The 14,214-nt window shown below is 74.9% G+C and carries 14 protein-coding genes; 10 read left to right on the plus strand and 4 right to left on the minus strand.

Annotated elements, in window-relative coordinates; genetic code table 11:
• Positions 1 to 6: 6 nt before the first annotated feature.
• From ADK52_RS12370 to ADK52_RS12380, 3 genes are read left to right on the plus strand one after another with little or no spacing between them, the layout of a single operon-like run.
• Positions 7 to 981, plus strand: a complete 975-nt coding sequence (locus ADK52_RS12370; RefSeq protein ID WP_053689813.1) for an ABC transporter ATP-binding protein — start codon at positions 7 to 9, stop codon at positions 979 to 981.
• A complete protein-coding gene (locus ADK52_RS12375) occupies positions 978 to 1,733 on the plus strand; it encodes an ABC transporter permease (RefSeq protein WP_053689814.1) in 756 nt (251 codons plus the stop codon). The genes ADK52_RS12370 and ADK52_RS12375 overlap by 4 nt, the downstream gene beginning before the upstream one ends.
• Complete coding sequence (locus ADK52_RS12380; protein WP_078988270.1) at positions 1,730 to 3,700, plus strand: TOMM precursor leader peptide-binding protein; 1,971 nt, start codon at positions 1,730 to 1,732, stop codon at positions 3,698 to 3,700. The genes ADK52_RS12375 and ADK52_RS12380 overlap by 4 nt, the downstream gene beginning before the upstream one ends.
• An 85-nt stretch (positions 3,701 to 3,785) precedes the next feature.
• Here the strand turns inward: ADK52_RS12380 and ADK52_RS12385 are convergent, their stop codons facing one another.
• Entirely contained in the window at positions 3,786 to 3,959 is a 174-nt protein-coding gene (locus tag ADK52_RS12385) for a thiazolylpeptide-type bacteriocin (protein ID WP_007268044.1), read from the minus strand.
• Between the two features lie 154 nt (positions 3,960 to 4,113).
• Between ADK52_RS12385 and ADK52_RS12390 the strand changes: the two genes are divergently transcribed.
• Together ADK52_RS12390 and ADK52_RS12395 are read left to right on the plus strand one after the other, a co-directional pair.
• Positions 4,114 to 5,346 (plus strand): amidohydrolase, encoded by a 1,233-nt coding sequence (locus ADK52_RS12390; RefSeq protein WP_053689815.1) that lies wholly within the window; start codon positions 4,114 to 4,116, stop codon positions 5,344 to 5,346.
• A 178-nt stretch (positions 5,347 to 5,524) separates the two neighbouring features.
• Positions 5,525 to 6,019, plus strand: coding sequence for a hypothetical protein (locus tag ADK52_RS12395; protein ID WP_053689816.1), 495 nt, complete (start codon positions 5,525 to 5,527; stop codon positions 6,017 to 6,019).
• A gap of 66 nt (positions 6,020 to 6,085) precedes the next feature.
• Here ADK52_RS12395 and ADK52_RS12400 read toward each other — a convergent pair whose 3' ends face one another.
• Positions 6,086 to 7,447: an FAD-dependent oxidoreductase gene (locus tag ADK52_RS12400; protein ID WP_053689817.1), complete on the minus strand. Its 1,362-nt coding sequence runs from the start codon at positions 7,445 to 7,447 to the stop codon at positions 6,086 to 6,088.
• A gap of 173 nt (positions 7,448 to 7,620) precedes the next feature.
• On the opposite strand from ADK52_RS12400, the gene ADK52_RS12405 reads away from it, so the two are divergent.
• Complete coding sequence (locus ADK52_RS12405) at positions 7,621 to 8,679, plus strand: PHP domain-containing protein (protein ID WP_053689818.1); 1,059 nt, start codon at positions 7,621 to 7,623, stop codon at positions 8,677 to 8,679.
• A gap of 94 nt (positions 8,680 to 8,773) precedes the next feature.
• Here ADK52_RS12405 and ADK52_RS12410 read toward each other — a convergent pair whose 3' ends face one another.
• Entirely contained in the window at positions 8,774 to 9,679 is a 906-nt protein-coding gene (locus ADK52_RS12410) for a UbiA family prenyltransferase (protein ID WP_234343673.1), read from the minus strand.
• Between the two features lie 76 nt (positions 9,680 to 9,755).
• Here ADK52_RS12410 and ADK52_RS12415 point away from each other — a divergent pair, with 76 nt between their 5' ends.
• The 3 genes from ADK52_RS12415 to ADK52_RS12425 are packed head-to-tail and all read left to right on the plus strand — an operon-like array spanning position 9,756 to position 12,419.
• A complete protein-coding gene (locus ADK52_RS12415) occupies positions 9,756 to 10,817 on the plus strand; it encodes a type III polyketide synthase (protein WP_053689820.1) in 1,062 nt (353 codons plus the stop codon).
• Positions 10,818 to 10,845: 28 nt separating this feature from the next.
• Positions 10,846 to 11,397 carry an isoprenylcysteine carboxyl methyltransferase family protein gene (locus ADK52_RS12420; RefSeq protein WP_053689821.1) on the plus strand — a complete coding sequence of 184 codons (552 nt, stop codon included), beginning with the start codon at positions 10,846 to 10,848 and terminating at the stop codon, positions 11,395 to 11,397.
• Positions 11,394 to 12,419 carry an NAD(P)/FAD-dependent oxidoreductase gene (locus tag ADK52_RS12425; protein ID WP_053689822.1) on the plus strand — a complete coding sequence of 342 codons (1,026 nt, stop codon included), beginning with the start codon at positions 11,394 to 11,396 and terminating at the stop codon, positions 12,417 to 12,419. Before ADK52_RS12420 ends, ADK52_RS12425 begins: the two co-directional genes overlap by 4 nt.
• A gap of 67 nt (positions 12,420 to 12,486) precedes the next feature.
• On the opposite strand, the gene ADK52_RS42275 is transcribed toward ADK52_RS12425, so the two are convergent.
• The gene (locus ADK52_RS42275) at positions 12,487 to 13,764 is read right to left on the minus strand and encodes a hypothetical protein (protein WP_053689823.1); all 1,278 of its coding nucleotides are present in this window, start codon (positions 13,762 to 13,764) and stop codon (positions 12,487 to 12,489) included.
• A gap of 237 nt (positions 13,765 to 14,001) precedes the next feature.
• Here ADK52_RS42275 and ADK52_RS12435 point away from each other — a divergent pair, with 237 nt between their 5' ends.
• Complete coding sequence (locus ADK52_RS12435) at positions 14,002 to 14,190, plus strand: DUF6381 family protein (RefSeq protein WP_420714852.1); 189 nt, start codon at positions 14,002 to 14,004, stop codon at positions 14,188 to 14,190.
• Positions 14,191 to 14,214: the final 24 nt, after the last annotated feature.

Raw genomic sequence — 14,214 nt, forward strand, 5'->3', positions numbered from 1 at the left:
CCGCCCATGACGACCGACAGCACCCAGCCCCCCGACTCCTCGGCCATAACCGTCAGGGACGTACGCAAACGCTATGGCGACCGCCAGGCCGTGGACGGGATCTCCCTCGACGTCCGGCGCGGCGAGTTCTTCGGCCTGCTCGGGCCCAACGGCGCGGGCAAGACCACCCTCATCGAGATCATGGAGGGACTGCGGCAGGCCGATTCCGGCACGGTCCGGGTCCTCGACCACAGCCCCTGGCCGCGCAACACCGCGCTGCTGCCCCGGATGGGCGTGCAGACCCAGGCCTCGGCCTTCTTCGTACGGCAGAGCGCGCGCGAGCACCTCGCCACCGTCGCCGGGCTGTACCGCGCCGAGCCGGCGGCCGCGGACCGCACCCTGGAGACGGTGGGACTGACCGGGCAGCGCGACGTACTCGTCGAGAACCTCTCGGGCGGGCAGCGCCAGCGCCTGGCCATCGCCTCGGCGCTGGTCCACGGCCCGGAGCTGATCTTCCTGGACGAGCCGACCGCCGCCCTCGACCCGCAGGCCCGCCGCGATCTGTGGGAGGTGCTGCGCGTCCTCAAGAGCGAGGGCCGCACGATCGTCTACACCACCCACCACCTCGACGAGGCCGAGGCCCTGTGCGACCGGGTGGCCATCCTGGTCGACGGCAAGGTCGCCGCCCTGGACTCCCCGCACCGGCTGGTCACCGCCGCCGGCGCGCCCTCGCGGCTGTTGCTGCCGGCCGGCCGGATCGAGCTCGCGCGGGCCATGGCCCTGCCCGGGGTGGCCCGGGCGAGCCTGCAAGGCGGCTCGCTGGTCCTGGAGACGGCCGCGCCCGGCAAGGTGCTCCAGGCCGTCGACGCGCTCACGGGGCTCGACGGGGTACTGACCCGCACGGCCACGCTGGAGGACGTCTACCTCGAACTCACCGGCCACGCCCACCCCGTAGACGCCACGCACCCCGCACCCTCCCACACCACGGAGTCCCAGGCATGAGCGCGTACACGGCCCTGACGGCCGCCGGCTACCGGGCGCAGGTCCGGGACAAGGCCACCCTGTTCTTCACGTTCGCCTTCCCCCTGCTCTTCCTCGTCGTGTTCGGCCTCATCTTCAGCGGGCAGGACGTGGAGCAGAGCGGCCGCCCGTACATCTCGTACATCGCGCCCGGCGTGATGTCGTGGGGCGTCGCCAACGCCGCCGTGTTCGGCATCGCGTTCACGCTGATGCAGTGGCGGCGCGACGATCTGCTCCGGCTGATCCGGCTGACCCCGACCCCGCTGACCACCGTGCTGGCCTCGCGGTACGTGCTGGCGCTCGTCGTCGGCGCCGTACAGGCCGCGGTGTTCATCGCGGTCGCGATGCTGCCCGGGTTCGGACTGGTGCTGGACGGGCGCTGGCCGCTGGTGCTGCCCGCGCTGGTCCTCGGGATCACCGCGTTCATGGCGATCGGCGTGATCGTCGGGACGTACGCGAACACGCCCGAGGCCGTCGCCGCGATCGCCAACTGCATGATGGTGCCGATGGCGTTCCTGTCCGGCTCGTTCCTGCCGCTGGACATGATGCCGTCCTGGCTCCGGTCGGTCTCCCGGGTGCTGCCGCTGCGCTACCTCAACGACGCGGCGACGGGCGCGCTCACCGGTTCGGGCTCGCTCGCGGCGATCGGCACCGGCTGTGCGGCCCTGGCCGGCTTCGCCCTGCTGTTCGGCGCGATCGGGCTCAAGACCTTCCGCTGGAGCAACCGGACATGAGGGCGCCCCTCCCGAACTCCCGCCGTCCCGCCGCCCCCGGCGCCCCCGACGGGTCTCCGCTGGAGGCGGCCCGGCGCGAACTGGCCGGGGCACTGGCCGGACTCGGCGCCGACGTGGTCACCCTGGGCGTGCACGACGCGCTCGGGCCGCGCACCGCCGACCCGTTCGCGGCGGTGCGCCCGGCCGCCACCGTCCATCTGAGCGCCCGGGCGGTACTGATCGGCCCCTGGGGCGGGGACGGCTCCGCCCCGGCCTGCGGGCAGTGCCTGGCGATGCGCTGGCAGCGGCTGCGCAGCCGCAGCGAGCGCGACGCGCTGGAGACCGGCAGCGGGCCGCCCACCCCGGTGGCCGCGCGGTGGCCGCTGCTCACCCCCGCCCTGCGCGACGCCGCGCACGCGCTCCACGGGGCGGTGTTCGGCGGGTACGCGAGCGCCCCCGGCCCGGCGGCGGCCGACCGGTCCCTGCCCCAGGTCACGCGGCTGGACCTGGAGACCCTCCAGGTCCGCACGTACGCCCTGGCCGCCGACCCGCTCTGCCCGGACTGCGGACCGCGCGGCGCCGGCGCCCCGGCGCCCTTCACACCCGTCTCCCGGCCCAAACCCGCCCCGGGCGCACAGCGGCTGCGCGCGGCGGACTCGTACCCGATGCCGTACACGGCACTGGCCAATCCGGTGACCGGGGTCCTCGGCGGGGGCACCTGGACCGACATCACCTCGCCCACGACCGCGCCCGTCGCGGGCAGCGTCTTCATGCGGGGCTACGCGGGCCTGACCGACGTCACCTGGAGCGGGCAGGCCAACAGCTACACCGCCAGCCGGGACCTCGCGTACCTCGAAGGGCTGGAGCGGTACGCCGGCACGCACCGGCGCACCGGAAGCTCCCTGCTCACCGCCTCGTACGCCGAACTGGGCGACCGGGCGCTGGACCCGGCCGAGTGCGGCTTCTACGCTCCGCGGACCTACCGCGACGATCCGCTGGTGTCGCCCTTCGACCCCGAGCGGCCCATCCCGTGGGTGTACGGGCATTCGCTGCGCGACGACCGGCCCGTGCTGGTCCCGGCGCGGCTGGTGCACTACAGCGCGGGGCTGGCGGCCGACAACTTCGTCTTCGAGTGCTCCAACGGCTGCGCCATCGGCAGCTGCACGGAGGAGGCGCTGCTGGGCGCGCTGCTCGAACTGATCGAGCGGGACGCCTTCCTGCTCGCCTGGTACGGCGGACTGCCGCTGACCGAGATCGACCTGGGCTCGGTTCCGGGTCCGGCGGTCCGGACGATGGCCGACCGGGCCGCGCTCCAGGGGTACGAGGTCCACGCCTTCGACAACCGGATCGACCTGGCGGTGCCCGTGGTCACCGGGCTCGCGGTACGCCGCGACGGCGGCCCCGGGCTGTTCGCGTTCGGGGCGGGCGCGGCGCTCGATCCGGCGGCGGCCGTGGAGGCCGCGCTCTCCGAGGTCCTCACGTACATCCCGCACCTGCCCCGGCAGGTAGCGGAGCGCCGGGGTGAACTGGAGGCGATGGCCGGCGACTTCGGCCTGGTACGGCACCTCAAGGACCACGCCCAGTTGTACGGGCTGCCCGCGATGGCCCCGTACGTACGGCCCTACACGGAGCCGGCGGGTATCCGGCCGATGGACGCGCTGTACCGGCCGGAGCCGCACCCTGCGCGGGGCTCGGGCGAGCGGCCCGACACCGGCGATCTGCGTGACGATCTGCTGTACTGCGTCAGGGAGTTGACGGAAGCGGGCCACGACGTGATCGTCGTCGACCAGACGACCCCCGAGCAGCTGCGGATCGGGCTGCGCACCGTGTGCGCGGTGGTGCCCGGGCTGCTGCCGATCGATTTCGGCTGGTCGCGGCAGCGGGCTCCGTACCTGCCGCGGCTGCGGTCGGCGCCGCGCCGGGCGGGGCTGCGGGAGACGGATCTGGCGGAGGAGGAGATCCGGATGGTCCCGCACCCCTTCCCCTGATCCCGCCTCGGATCCTGCGACGGTGCCCCGGCCCCCGCGCTGCGCGGGAGCCGGGGCACCGGTGCACGTACGTCCTGGGCTCGGGTCAGGCGCTGCAGGAGGTCGTGCTGGTGGTCGAGGAGCAGGTCGAGGTCGAGCTGCAGCTCGTGGAACCCGCGAGCACGACCTCGCTGGCGTCCGAGTAGTCGGAGATCTCGAACGTCTCGGATTCGAGTTCGAGGATCTCGTCGGCGAGCGAGGCGAGGGGCGACTTCTCCATGATGGCTCCTTCGATCGGTGGGCGGGGGCCTGTTGCCCCTCCATCAGAGCCCCTCGCGCCGTCAGCTCACCCCCCGGACCGCTGGCATCTCGCTGACAGGAAGTGTCAGCGCCCTGACGCGTCCGCCCCGCGGTCCCTGTCCGACCATGGGGCCATGCTCTCCGCTCTCATCAGGCCGCTGACCACCCTCTACCTCGAACTGCACCGGGATCCGGAGCTGTCGGGCCGGGAACGGCGCACGGCGGCGCGGTTCGCCGGCGCGCTCGAAGCCGAGGGGTACGCGGTGACGCACGGGATCGGCGGGCACGGCGTCGCCGGGGTGCTGCGGAACGGCGACGGGCCGACGGTGCTGCTGCGCGCCGAGCTCGACGCCCTGCCCGTACGGGAGACGACCGGGCTGCCGTACGCGAGCGGGGGCGGCGCGGCGCACGCCTGCGGGCACGATCTGCACCTGGCCGCGGCGGCCGGGACCGCCGCCCTGCTGGCCCGGGCGCCCGGCAGCTGGCGGGGCACGCTCGTCGTGGTCGGCCAGCCCGCCGAGGAGACCCTGGAGGGGGCGCGGGCGATGCTGGAGGACGGGCTGTACGAGCGGTTCGGGCGGCCCGACGCCGTCCTGGCCCAGCACGCCGCTCCGCTGCCGGCCGGGATGGTCGCGCACGGGTACGGGCCGATGACCGCCGGGAGCGTCACGTTCCGGATCGTGGTGCACGGGCGCGGAGGCCACGCCGGAGCCCCGCACCTCACCGTGGACCCGGTGGTGACGGCCGCCCACGTGGTGACCCGGCTCCAGACGGTGGTGGCGCGCGAGGCGGCCCCCTCGGAGCAGGTGGCCGTCACCGTCGGCTCCTTCCGGGCGGGCGAGCGCGCGAACGTCGTGCCCGGCCGGGCCGAACTGGGCGTCACCGTACGGGCGGCCGGCGAGGCGGCGCTGACCCGTGCGGCGGCCGCCGTGGAGCGGATCGTCCGCGCCGAGTGCGCCGCCTCGGACTGCCCCCGGGAGCCGGAGATCGTCCGGGTGGGGTCCTCGCCCGTCACCCATCCCGATCCCGCGACCACGGCGGCCGTACGGGAGGCGCACGCGGCCGAGTTCGGCGCGGAGCGGGTGGCCATGTGGCCGCCGTCCCTGGCCACCGAGGACTTCGGGCTGTTCGGCGACGCGGGCCGCGAGCTGCACAGGGCGCAAGGGGTGCGCCTCGCGTACTGGATGCTGGGCGTGATCGGCCCGGCGGCCTGGTCGGCGGCGCCCGGCGCCACGGCCGCGGAGAAGCTGGCCGTCCTGCCGTCCAACCACGCGCCGGACTTCGCGCCGGACGTGCGCACGGCGCTCCCGGCGGGGGTGCGGGCCCTGCGGGCGGCGGCGCTGAACTGCCTGGGTTCGCCCCGATAGGCGGCTGTAGGCCATCCGCGTCGCATTCAGGCCATTTCGCACGTTCCGAGAACCGTCCGCCGGGGTGGTGGCGTCGGTGGGTTCAGTGCGGCCGACCGCACCACGCCGCACCGCACCGCGCACCGTTCAGCACCGCACCGCACCGGCACGTACTCAGCACGGCGAAAGGTCCGAAACGATGTTCAAGTCTCCGGCCAAGCGCACCGCTTCCCTCGCCCTCGCGGCCACCGCCGCGACGGCCGCACTCACCCTCGCCCTCGTCACCAGCGCCTCCGCGACCGCCGGCGCCGGCGCGCCGCAGGACGGCCGGGCCGCCGCCGCGGCGCCGTCCGTGTCCGGCAGCCCGGAGGGCGCGTTCTCCCGGATCGCCACCTTCTACGGTGCGTACATCGACGCGGTATACGACGGGGACGGCACACGCGCGAAGCAGCTCCGGGCCTCCTACCTCTCGGCGCCGCTCCAGCGCGAGCTGGCGAAGTGGGAGGAGACCAACCACGCGGACGGCGTGCTGCGCGCCCAGAACGTGCCGCTGGAGTGGAAGGTCACCTACGTCGACAGCGGCACGGGCAAGACGAATGCCACCGTCACCCTGACCTGGAGCGGCAGTGACACCACCCAGCTCCACGTCCAGGCCGACCTGAAGACCCGGAAGATCCTCTCGATCAAGGACTGACGACGCACGGACATGCGGGTGGGGGCCGCCGCCGGCGGCCCCCACCCGGTCGAGAACGCGCGGCGGTTACGCGCCGCTCGCCTTCAGCATGTCCTCGCGCTCCACGATCTTCACGCGCTCGCGGCCCTCGGGCTCACCCAGCGCCTTCTCGGCCGCGTCGAGCTCGTACCAGCCCTCCCACGTCGTGAAGCGGACGTTCCGCTCGGTCAGGAAGACTTCGACGGCCTCCGGCGCGGGCGCGGCGGGCGTCCGCAGGCGGCCGCCCGCGTGGTCCGCCAGGAGGTTCGCGACCGTCTCGTTCGCGTCGCCCTTGGTGTGGCCGATGAGGCCGATCGGACCGCGCCGGATCCAGCCCGTGACGTACGTGGACGGCAGGTGCGCGCCGGCTTCGATCACGCGGCCGCCCTCGTCCGGGACGGTGCCGCTGTCGACGTCCCACGGCAGCTTGGGCAGTTCGTCGGAGAGGTAGCCCACGGCGCGGTAGACGGACTGGACGTCCCAGTCGGTGAACCGGCCGGTGCCCTTGACGTTGCCCGTGCCGTCCAGCTCGGTGCGCTCGGTGCGCAGGCCGACGACCTTGCCGTCCTCGCCGAGGATCTCGGCGGGCGACTCGAAGAAGTGCAGGAAGAGCTTGTGCGGGCGCCGGCCGATGTCGCGGATCGCCCAGTTCTCCAGGGTCTTGGCGACCATGTCCGCCTGCTTGTTGGAGCGGCGGGTGGCGATCGAGCCCTCGTCGTAGTCGATGTCCTCGGGGTTGACGATGACCTCGATGTTGGGCGAGTGGTCGAGCTCGCGCAGCTCCATCGGGCTGAACTTGGCCTGCGCCGGGCCGCGGCGGCCGAAGACGTGCACCTCCAGCGCCTTGTTGGCCTTGAGCCCGTCGTACACGTTCGCCGGGATCTCGGTCGGCAGCAGCTCGTCGGCGGTCTTCGCGAGGATCCGCGCGACGTCGAGGGCGACGTTGCCGACGCCGAGCACGGCGACCTTCTCGGCCTCCAGCGGCCAGGTCCGCGGGACGTCGGGGTGGCCGTCGTACCAGGAGACGAAGTCGGCGGCGCCGTAGGACCCGTCGAGCTCGACGCCCGGTATCGCGAGCGCGCGGTCGGCCGTCGCGCCGGTGGAGAAGACCACGGCGTCGTAGAACGAGTGGAGTTCGTCGAGGCCGATGTCGTTCGGGTAGTCCACGTTGCCGAACAGGCGGACCTGCGGCTTGTCGAGCACCTGGTGGAGGGCGGTGATGATGCCCTTGATCCGCGGGTGGTCGGGGGCGACGCCGTACCGGATCAGGCCGAAGGGTGCGGGCATCCGCTCGAAGAGGTCGATGGAGACACCCGGCTCGGCGGCCGCCTCGGACTTCAGCAGCGCGTCGGCGGCGTAGATTCCGGCGGGGCCGGCACCGACGATTGCTACCCGGAGGGGGCGAGTCATGACTGGTTCCCTTCGACCGAAAAACACTGGATCAACGGAACCCTAAACTAAGGGAACCCTAAGCCAGCACCCACCCCCCGCTTATGGCCCTATAAACAGAACTTATGACTTGCCCAAGACATCCTTGGGGGCGCCGGTCACACTGGAACCAGGAGGCACTCAGGAGGTACCGCATGGATCCGGTCGCGGCACTGGAGCGGATCGCCTACCTGCTGGAGCGCGGGCAGGCACCCACCTACCGGGTACAGGCCTTCCGCAAGGCGGCGGCCGCCCTCGTGCGGATGGGCGAGGGCGAGGTACGGGAACGGGTCGAGGCGGGCACCCTCGAAGCGGTCAAGGGCATCGGGCCGAAAACCGCCCAGGTGGTGCGGGAGGCGGTCGGCGGAGCGATCCCCGCGTACCTGCAGACCCTGGAGGACGAGGTCGCGGCGCACCCCGAGGGCCCGCCGGCCGGTCCCGCCGCCGTGGCGCTGCGCGCGGCCCTGCGCGGGGACTGCCATCTGCACTCCGAGTGGTCCGACGGCGGCAGCCCGATCGAGGCGATGGGCCGGGCGGCGGCCGCGCTGGGCCACGAGTGGGCCGTACTCACCGACCACTCGCCGAGCCTGACCGTCGCCCGGGGGCTCTCCCCTGAGCGGCTGCGCGAGCAGCTGGACGTGGTGGCGGAGCTCAACGAGGGGTGGGCGCCCTTCCGGCTGCTCACCGGCATCGAGTGCGACATCCTGCTCGACGGCTCCCTGGACCAGGAGCCGGAACTGCTGGACCGCCTCGACCTCGTCGTCGGGTCCGTCCATTCGAAGCTGCGGATGGAGTCGCCCGCGATGACGCGCCGGCTGCTGGCCGCCGTGCGCAATCCCCTGATGGACGTCCTGGGCCACTGCACGGGACGGCTGGTGACGGGGCGCACCCGCCCGGAGTCGCAGTTCGACGCCGAGGCGGTGTTCGCCGCCTGCGCGGAGTCGGGGACCGCCGTGGAGATCAACAGCCGGCCCGAGCGGCTGGACCCGCCGCGCCGGCTGCTGCGGCTGGCCGTGGAGTCCGGGACGCTGTTCGCGATCGACACGGACGCGCACGCCCCCGGCCAGCTGGACTGGCAGCCGACCGGCTGCGAACGGGCCGTGGAGTGCGGGGTGCCGACCGAGCGGGTCGTGAACACCTGGCCGCGGGAGCAGCTGCTGGAGTGGACCCGGACCCGCCGCCCGCCGGCGTCCTCGCCGGCAGCCGCTGCCTGAGCCGACACCGGCGCCCGGCGCCCGGCGTCCGCAGCCCGGGGACCGCAGCCCGGGGACCGCAGCGCAGTGGTCCGTCTCAGCGGAGCGGTCCGTCTCAGCCCAGGCCTGCCAGGTCGCTCCCGCGGACCACCAGGAGGACGACATCGGCTGCGGCGACCGCCATCGTCGCGAGGAACGGAATCCGGCTCCGGCCGGTGGGCCGCCCGACCCCCAGGAGGACCGCCGAGGCCGTCGCCGCGAGCAGCCCCCAGCCGTACGGCGGCACCCGCCCGGGCGGTCCGGCGACCAGGGCCACGGCCGAGCCGAGGACCAGGAGCCCCCCGACGGCCGCCGCACGCCGCGCGCCGATCCGGTGCGGCAGCCCCGACACGCCCGTGGCGAGGTCGTCGTCGATGTCGGGCAGCACGTTGGCGAAGTGCGCGCCCGCGCCCAGCAGGGCCGCGGCGGCCGTCAGCCACCACGGCGGCCACGGCGCGCCGGGCAGGCCGAGGGTGACGAAGGCGGGGAGCAGCCCGAAGGCGAGGGCGTACGGGAGCCACGAGACGGGGGTGTTCTTCAGCCGCAGGTTGTAGGCCCAGGCGGCGGCCACCCCGCAGAGGTGCGCGGAGCCGGCGAGCCATCCGGCGGCCAGCGACAGCGGGACGCACAGGAGCAGGGCCGTGAGCGCCGCGGCCGTCACCGCGGCGGGCCGTACGGCGCCGCGGACCAGGGGTTTGTCACGGCGACCGGTCGCCAGGTCCCGGCGCAGGTCCGCCCGGTCGTTGCACCAGCCCACCGACAACTGGCCGGCGGCCACCGCGGCCACGGTGAACGCCGCCCCGGGGAGGGCGCGCCCCACGGCGGCGGCCAGGGCGGCGGCGAGGAGCGTCACGGCGGCCGCGGGCACCGGATGGCAGGCCCCGAGCAGACCGGACACGGCGGGCTTCCGCGGGGCGGCCCCGGCCGCCCCGGTGGGCACGGTCAGGGCTGCGTCCGGGGTTTCGGCTCTGGCGCGGGGCACTCCATCACGCTATGCCGCGCCGCGCCCGATATGCCGTATTCATCACGAAGTGTCAGTTGTTCCCTATGTTGAGGCAATGACGCGTGTCCTGGCCGTGAGCAGTGTCTTCCCGCCCCACCGCTATCGGCAGTCCGAAATCGCGACGGCGCTCGCCCGCTTCCTCCCTCCGGGGGCCGACACCGCCCTCCTGCACCGGCTGCACGCCGCGGTGGGCGTCGAGTCCCGCCACCTCTGCCTCCCGCTGGAGCGCTACGGTCCGTCGAACGACTTCGGCCGGACGAACGCCCTCTTCCTGGAGGGCGCCGAGGAACTCGGCGCCCGCGCCCTCGAAACCGCCCTCGCCGCGGCCCACCTGAAGGCGCACGAGGTGGACCTGATCATGTCGACCACGGTCACCGGGCTCGCGACGCCCTCGCTGGAGGCCCGCATCGCCGGCCGGACCGGTCTGCGCCCCGACGTGAAGCGGCTGCCGCTCTTCGGCCTGGGCTGCGCGGCGGGCGCCGCCGGGCTCGGCCACCTCCACGACCATCTGACGGGCCACCCCGACCACGCGGCCCTGCTGCTGTCCACCGAGCTCTGCTCGCTCACGCTCCAGCCCTCGGACACCTCGGTGGCGAACCTGGTGGCCGGGGCACTCTTCGGCGACGGTGCCGGGGCGCTGCTCGCGGTGGGCCGCGGCCATCCGCTGCACGGTACGAGACCGGGGCCGTCGGTGGTGGCCGCGCGCAGCCGCCTCTACCCCGGCACCGAGGGTCTCCTCGGCTGGGACATCGGCCACTGGGGCTTCCGGATGGTGCTGGGCCGGGAGCTGCCCGCCCTGGTCAGACTGCACGTGGCCGAGGAGGTCGAGACCTTCCTCGCCCGCCACGACCTCAAGCCGCCGGACGTCGACGCGTGGATCGTCCACCCCGGCGGGCCCAAGGTCCTCGACGCGCTGGCGGACGCGCTGGCGCTGCCCGACTCCGCCTTCGCGGCGAGCCGGCGCTCGCTCGCGGACGCGGGCAACCTCTCCTCGGCGTCGGTCCTGCACATCCTGAACACGATCCAGGCCTCCGGGCCTCCCGCACCGGGTTCCGTCGGGCTGATGATCGCCTTCGGACCGGGCTTCGCCTCCGAACTCGTCCTCCTGCGCTGGTGACCCCATGTCTGTGACGCTGACCCCCTCCATGGAGCCGTACCTGCTCCTCATCGGCCTCGTCGCGGCCGAGCGGCTCGCCGAACTCGCCACGGCCCGGCGCAACACGCGCTGGAGCCTGTCCCGCGGCGCCACCGAACACGGCCGGGGCCATTACCCCGCCATGGTCGCCCTGCACACCGCGCTGCTCCTGGGCTGCGTGGTGGAGCCGCTCGTCGCCGACCGCCCGTTCCTGCCCGCACTGGGCTGGCCGGCCCTCGCCCTCGCGCTGGCCGCCCAGGTCCTGCGCTGGTGGTGCATCGCCACCCTCGGCCCGCACTGGAACACCCGGGTCCTGGTCGTCCCGGGGCTGCCGCTGGTGGCGGCCGGTCCGTACCGGCTGCTGCGCCACCCGAACTACGTCGCCGTCGTCGTCGAGGGCGCGGCGCTGCCGCTCGTGCACACCGCCTGGGTGACGGCGGCCGCCTTCACCCTGCTGAACCTGCTGCTGCTCGGCGTACGCATCCGCTGCGAGGAGGACGCCCTGGCGCACGCCGCACCCGTCTACCGCAGCGCCGTACCGGCGGAGGGCCGGGCCCGGTGATCGACCTGCTCGTCGCGGGCGGCGGCCCCGCCGGGCTGGCCACGGCCATCCACGGGGCGCTGGCCGGCATGGAGGTCGTGGTCCTGGAGCCGCGCCCCACCCCGATCGACAAGGCCTGCGGCGAAGGCCTGATGCCGGGCGCCGTACGCGGCCTCCGGGAGCTGGGCGTCCGCGCGCCGGGCCACCCCTTCCACGGCATCCGCTATCTGGACGGGGTGAGCGGCCTGCACGCGGAAGGGCGGTTCCGCGCCGGGCCGGGTCTCGGCACCCGGCGGACCGTCCTCCAGGCCGCGCTGGCCGAGCGGGCCGAGCGGCTGGGCGTACGGGTGCTCGCGCGGCGCGTCGGCGAGGTCCGCCAGGACGAGGACCGGGTCGGTGCGGCCGGTCTGACGGCCCGCCACCTCGTGGCGGCCGACGGCCTGCACTCCCCCGTCCGGCGCGGGCTGGGCCTGGCGGCGCCGCCCGCCCCCGGCCGGCTCCCGCGCTACGGCCTGCGCCGCCACTATGCGGTGGAGCCGTGGAGCGACCTGGTCGAGGTCCACTGGTCGGCGCGCTGCGAGGCGTACGTGACCCCGCTGGGGCCCGACCGGGTCGGCGTGGCGGTCCTGACCGGCGAGCGCGCCCCCTTCGACGTACAGCTGGCGCGGTTCCCGCTGCTGTGCGAGCGGCTGGCCGGCTCCGCCGGTTCGGCGGTGCGCGGCGCCGGGCCGCTGCGCCAGCGGGCCCGGGTACGGGTCGCGGGGCGGGTGCTGTTCGTCGGGGACGCCGCGGGGTACGTGGACGCGCTGACCGGCGAGGGGCTGACACTGGCCGTGACGGCGGCGGGAGAACTCGTGCGCTGCGTACGGGAGGGCCGGCCGCAGGCGTACGAGCGGGCCTGGCGGGAGCTGTCGCGCAGCTACCGCACGCTGACCGCGTCATTGCTCTGGGCACGCCAACAGCCCCGGCTCGCGGGGCGGATCGTCCCGTTGGCGGCCCGGCTGCCCCGGGTGTTCACGCACGGGGTCAACCTGCTCGCGTAGGGCGGCGGCAGCGCATGCGACGGGGGCGGGACCGGCACGTGTCGCCGGCCCCGCCCCCGTCGCGCGGTCAGCCGCCGGCGCCCGCCCGGGCCCGGGGCGACCGGTTGCCGAGCGCCAGGCCCGCCAAGAGCGCGGCGGCCGCGGCGCAGAGCACCGCCGTGACGCCCGCCCAGGCCTGGGAGGCGCTCACCGCACCCTCCAGCGGGTCGAAGGCCGCGAGGCCGCCGACCACGTGCAGGGCGACGACGGCGACGGCGGCCACGGCAGCGGCCCGCCACGCTCCGGCGGTGTCGCGCACCGCTATCAGCGCGCCGAGCCCGAGGCACAGCGCGGTGGCGAGGAGCGGAAGGAACGCGACCGGGGTCTCGGCCGACAGCGCCGTCACGTCACTCGGCAGGTGCAGGACCCCGCAGACCAGCAGGGCCGCCGCCACGGGCCAGCGCAGCAGGTGGCGCAGCGGGCCGGAGGGGGCGGGGACTGCGGCCCGGTTGCCGTTCGGGCCGCGCCGCCCGTACTTCCGGCGGTACTCCGCGAGCGACTCGTACTGCTCGTCCTCGTAGGGGTCGTCGAAGGGCTCTTCCTCCGGCGGCTCGGGCCGTCGCGCGTACCGCTGCCCGGCGCGTGCCGGTGGTTCGGCCGGGACCGCGGGGACGGCGGGCGGCCGGGCGGGCCGGCCCGCGTGCGACGGCTGGGCCGGGTGCACGGAGGGGACGGCGGGGACAGCCGGGACAGCCGGGACAGCGGGGACAGCGGGCGGCCGGGCGGGCCGGCCCGCGTGCGACGGCTGGGCCGGGTGCACGGAGGGGACGGCGGGGACGGCGAGGACGGCCGGGACCGCGGGGACGGCCGGGACAGCCGGGACGGCCGGGACAGCAGGCCCGGCCGGGACGGAGTGCGGGGACCGGGCGGCCGGGCCGGGGTGCACGGGCCCGGGGCTCTGAGGGGCCGGGGCGGGATCCGGGGGCGGCTCTCGGTCCCCGTCCGTCCCGAGGATGCCTGCCAGCAGGGCCACGTCCTGGACGGGGCGTCCGACGGCGGCCGCCCGCAGCGTCTGACGGCCGTGCCCGGGACTCTGGCCGGTCTCCTCGAGGAGGCTCACCAGTTCGGCCACTTCCTCAAGGGGCCGGCAGGTGCCGGCGGTCTCCAGCAAGGTGCGTACGGGCTCGGTGCTCGCCGGGGCCGCCTGAGTCGCCTGGGTCGCCTCGGTCGCCGGGGCCGCCTCAGTCGCTGGGGCCGCCTGGGTCGCCGGGGGCTTCGCGCCGGTGGGTTCGGGGGCGGAATCGGGGTCGGGGAGCTCGCGGGGGCCGTCGTCCTGCGTCGCCGCGAGCGTGATGGGGTCGTTCATGGAAAGCTCCGTTCGCCGACGCGCGGGTCTACACATCGCACGCCGGTCAACGTGCGTCATGGGCAGCGCACGCTCGGTCACCATTCACCGGCACCCCGCTCCGCTGCGCCATTCGGGGCGGGCAAACGGGGGAGCCGCCTTCCCGGCCGGTCACCGGGGGCGAGGGTTCGAGATGCGCCCGCGCGGCGCTGCTGGTTCGCTGAATCCGGCCTCCTTACCCCCCACACCCGAGGAGTGATCATGAGCGCAGGCGAAGCCCGCGGCCGGGTCCGGCAGTTGCGCGAGAAGGCGCAGGAGCTGAACACGGCTGCCGAACGCTCCACCGATCCGGAAGAGCGCCGAAGGCTCCAGGAGAAGGCCCGCCGGCTCCAGGAGCAGAGCGAGAAGGAAGACAGGATCGACGACCGGGGCATGGATCCCATGTAACCCCGCCCCGGTTCACCCATCGGC

Source organism: Streptomyces sp. WM6372 (genome assembly GCF_001279655.1).
Lineage (GTDB): Bacteria > Actinomycetota > Actinomycetes > Streptomycetales > Streptomycetaceae > Streptomyces.

Bases quoted from the DNA above. Each gene is read 5' to 3' on its own strand.
- ADK52_RS12370 (WP_053689813.1), top strand. From the start codon at position 7: ATGACGACCGACAGCACCCAGCCCCCCGACTCCTCGGCCATAACCGTC.
- ADK52_RS12375 (WP_053689814.1), top strand. From the start codon at position 978: ATGAGCGCGTACACGGCCCTGACGGCCGCCGGCTACCGGGCGCAGGTC.
- ADK52_RS12380 (WP_078988270.1), top strand. From the start codon at position 1,730: ATGAGGGCGCCCCTCCCGAACTCCCGCCGTCCCGCCGCCCCCGGCGCC.
- ADK52_RS12385 (WP_007268044.1), bottom strand. From the start codon at position 3,959: ATGGAGAAGTCGCCCCTCGCCTCGCTCGCCGACGAGATCCTCGAACTC.
- ADK52_RS12390 (WP_053689815.1), top strand. From the start codon at position 4,114: ATGCTCTCCGCTCTCATCAGGCCGCTGACCACCCTCTACCTCGAACTG.
- ADK52_RS12395 (WP_053689816.1), top strand. From the start codon at position 5,525: ATGTTCAAGTCTCCGGCCAAGCGCACCGCTTCCCTCGCCCTCGCGGCC.
- ADK52_RS12400 (WP_053689817.1), bottom strand. From the start codon at position 7,447: ATGACTCGCCCCCTCCGGGTAGCAATCGTCGGTGCCGGCCCCGCCGGA.
- ADK52_RS12405 (WP_053689818.1), top strand. From the start codon at position 7,621: ATGGATCCGGTCGCGGCACTGGAGCGGATCGCCTACCTGCTGGAGCGC.
- ADK52_RS12415 (WP_053689820.1), top strand. From the start codon at position 9,756: ATGACGCGTGTCCTGGCCGTGAGCAGTGTCTTCCCGCCCCACCGCTAT.
- ADK52_RS12420 (WP_053689821.1), top strand. From the start codon at position 10,846: ATGGAGCCGTACCTGCTCCTCATCGGCCTCGTCGCGGCCGAGCGGCTC.
- ADK52_RS42275 (WP_053689823.1), bottom strand. From the start codon at position 13,764: ATGAACGACCCCATCACGCTCGCGGCGACGCAGGACGACGGCCCCCGC.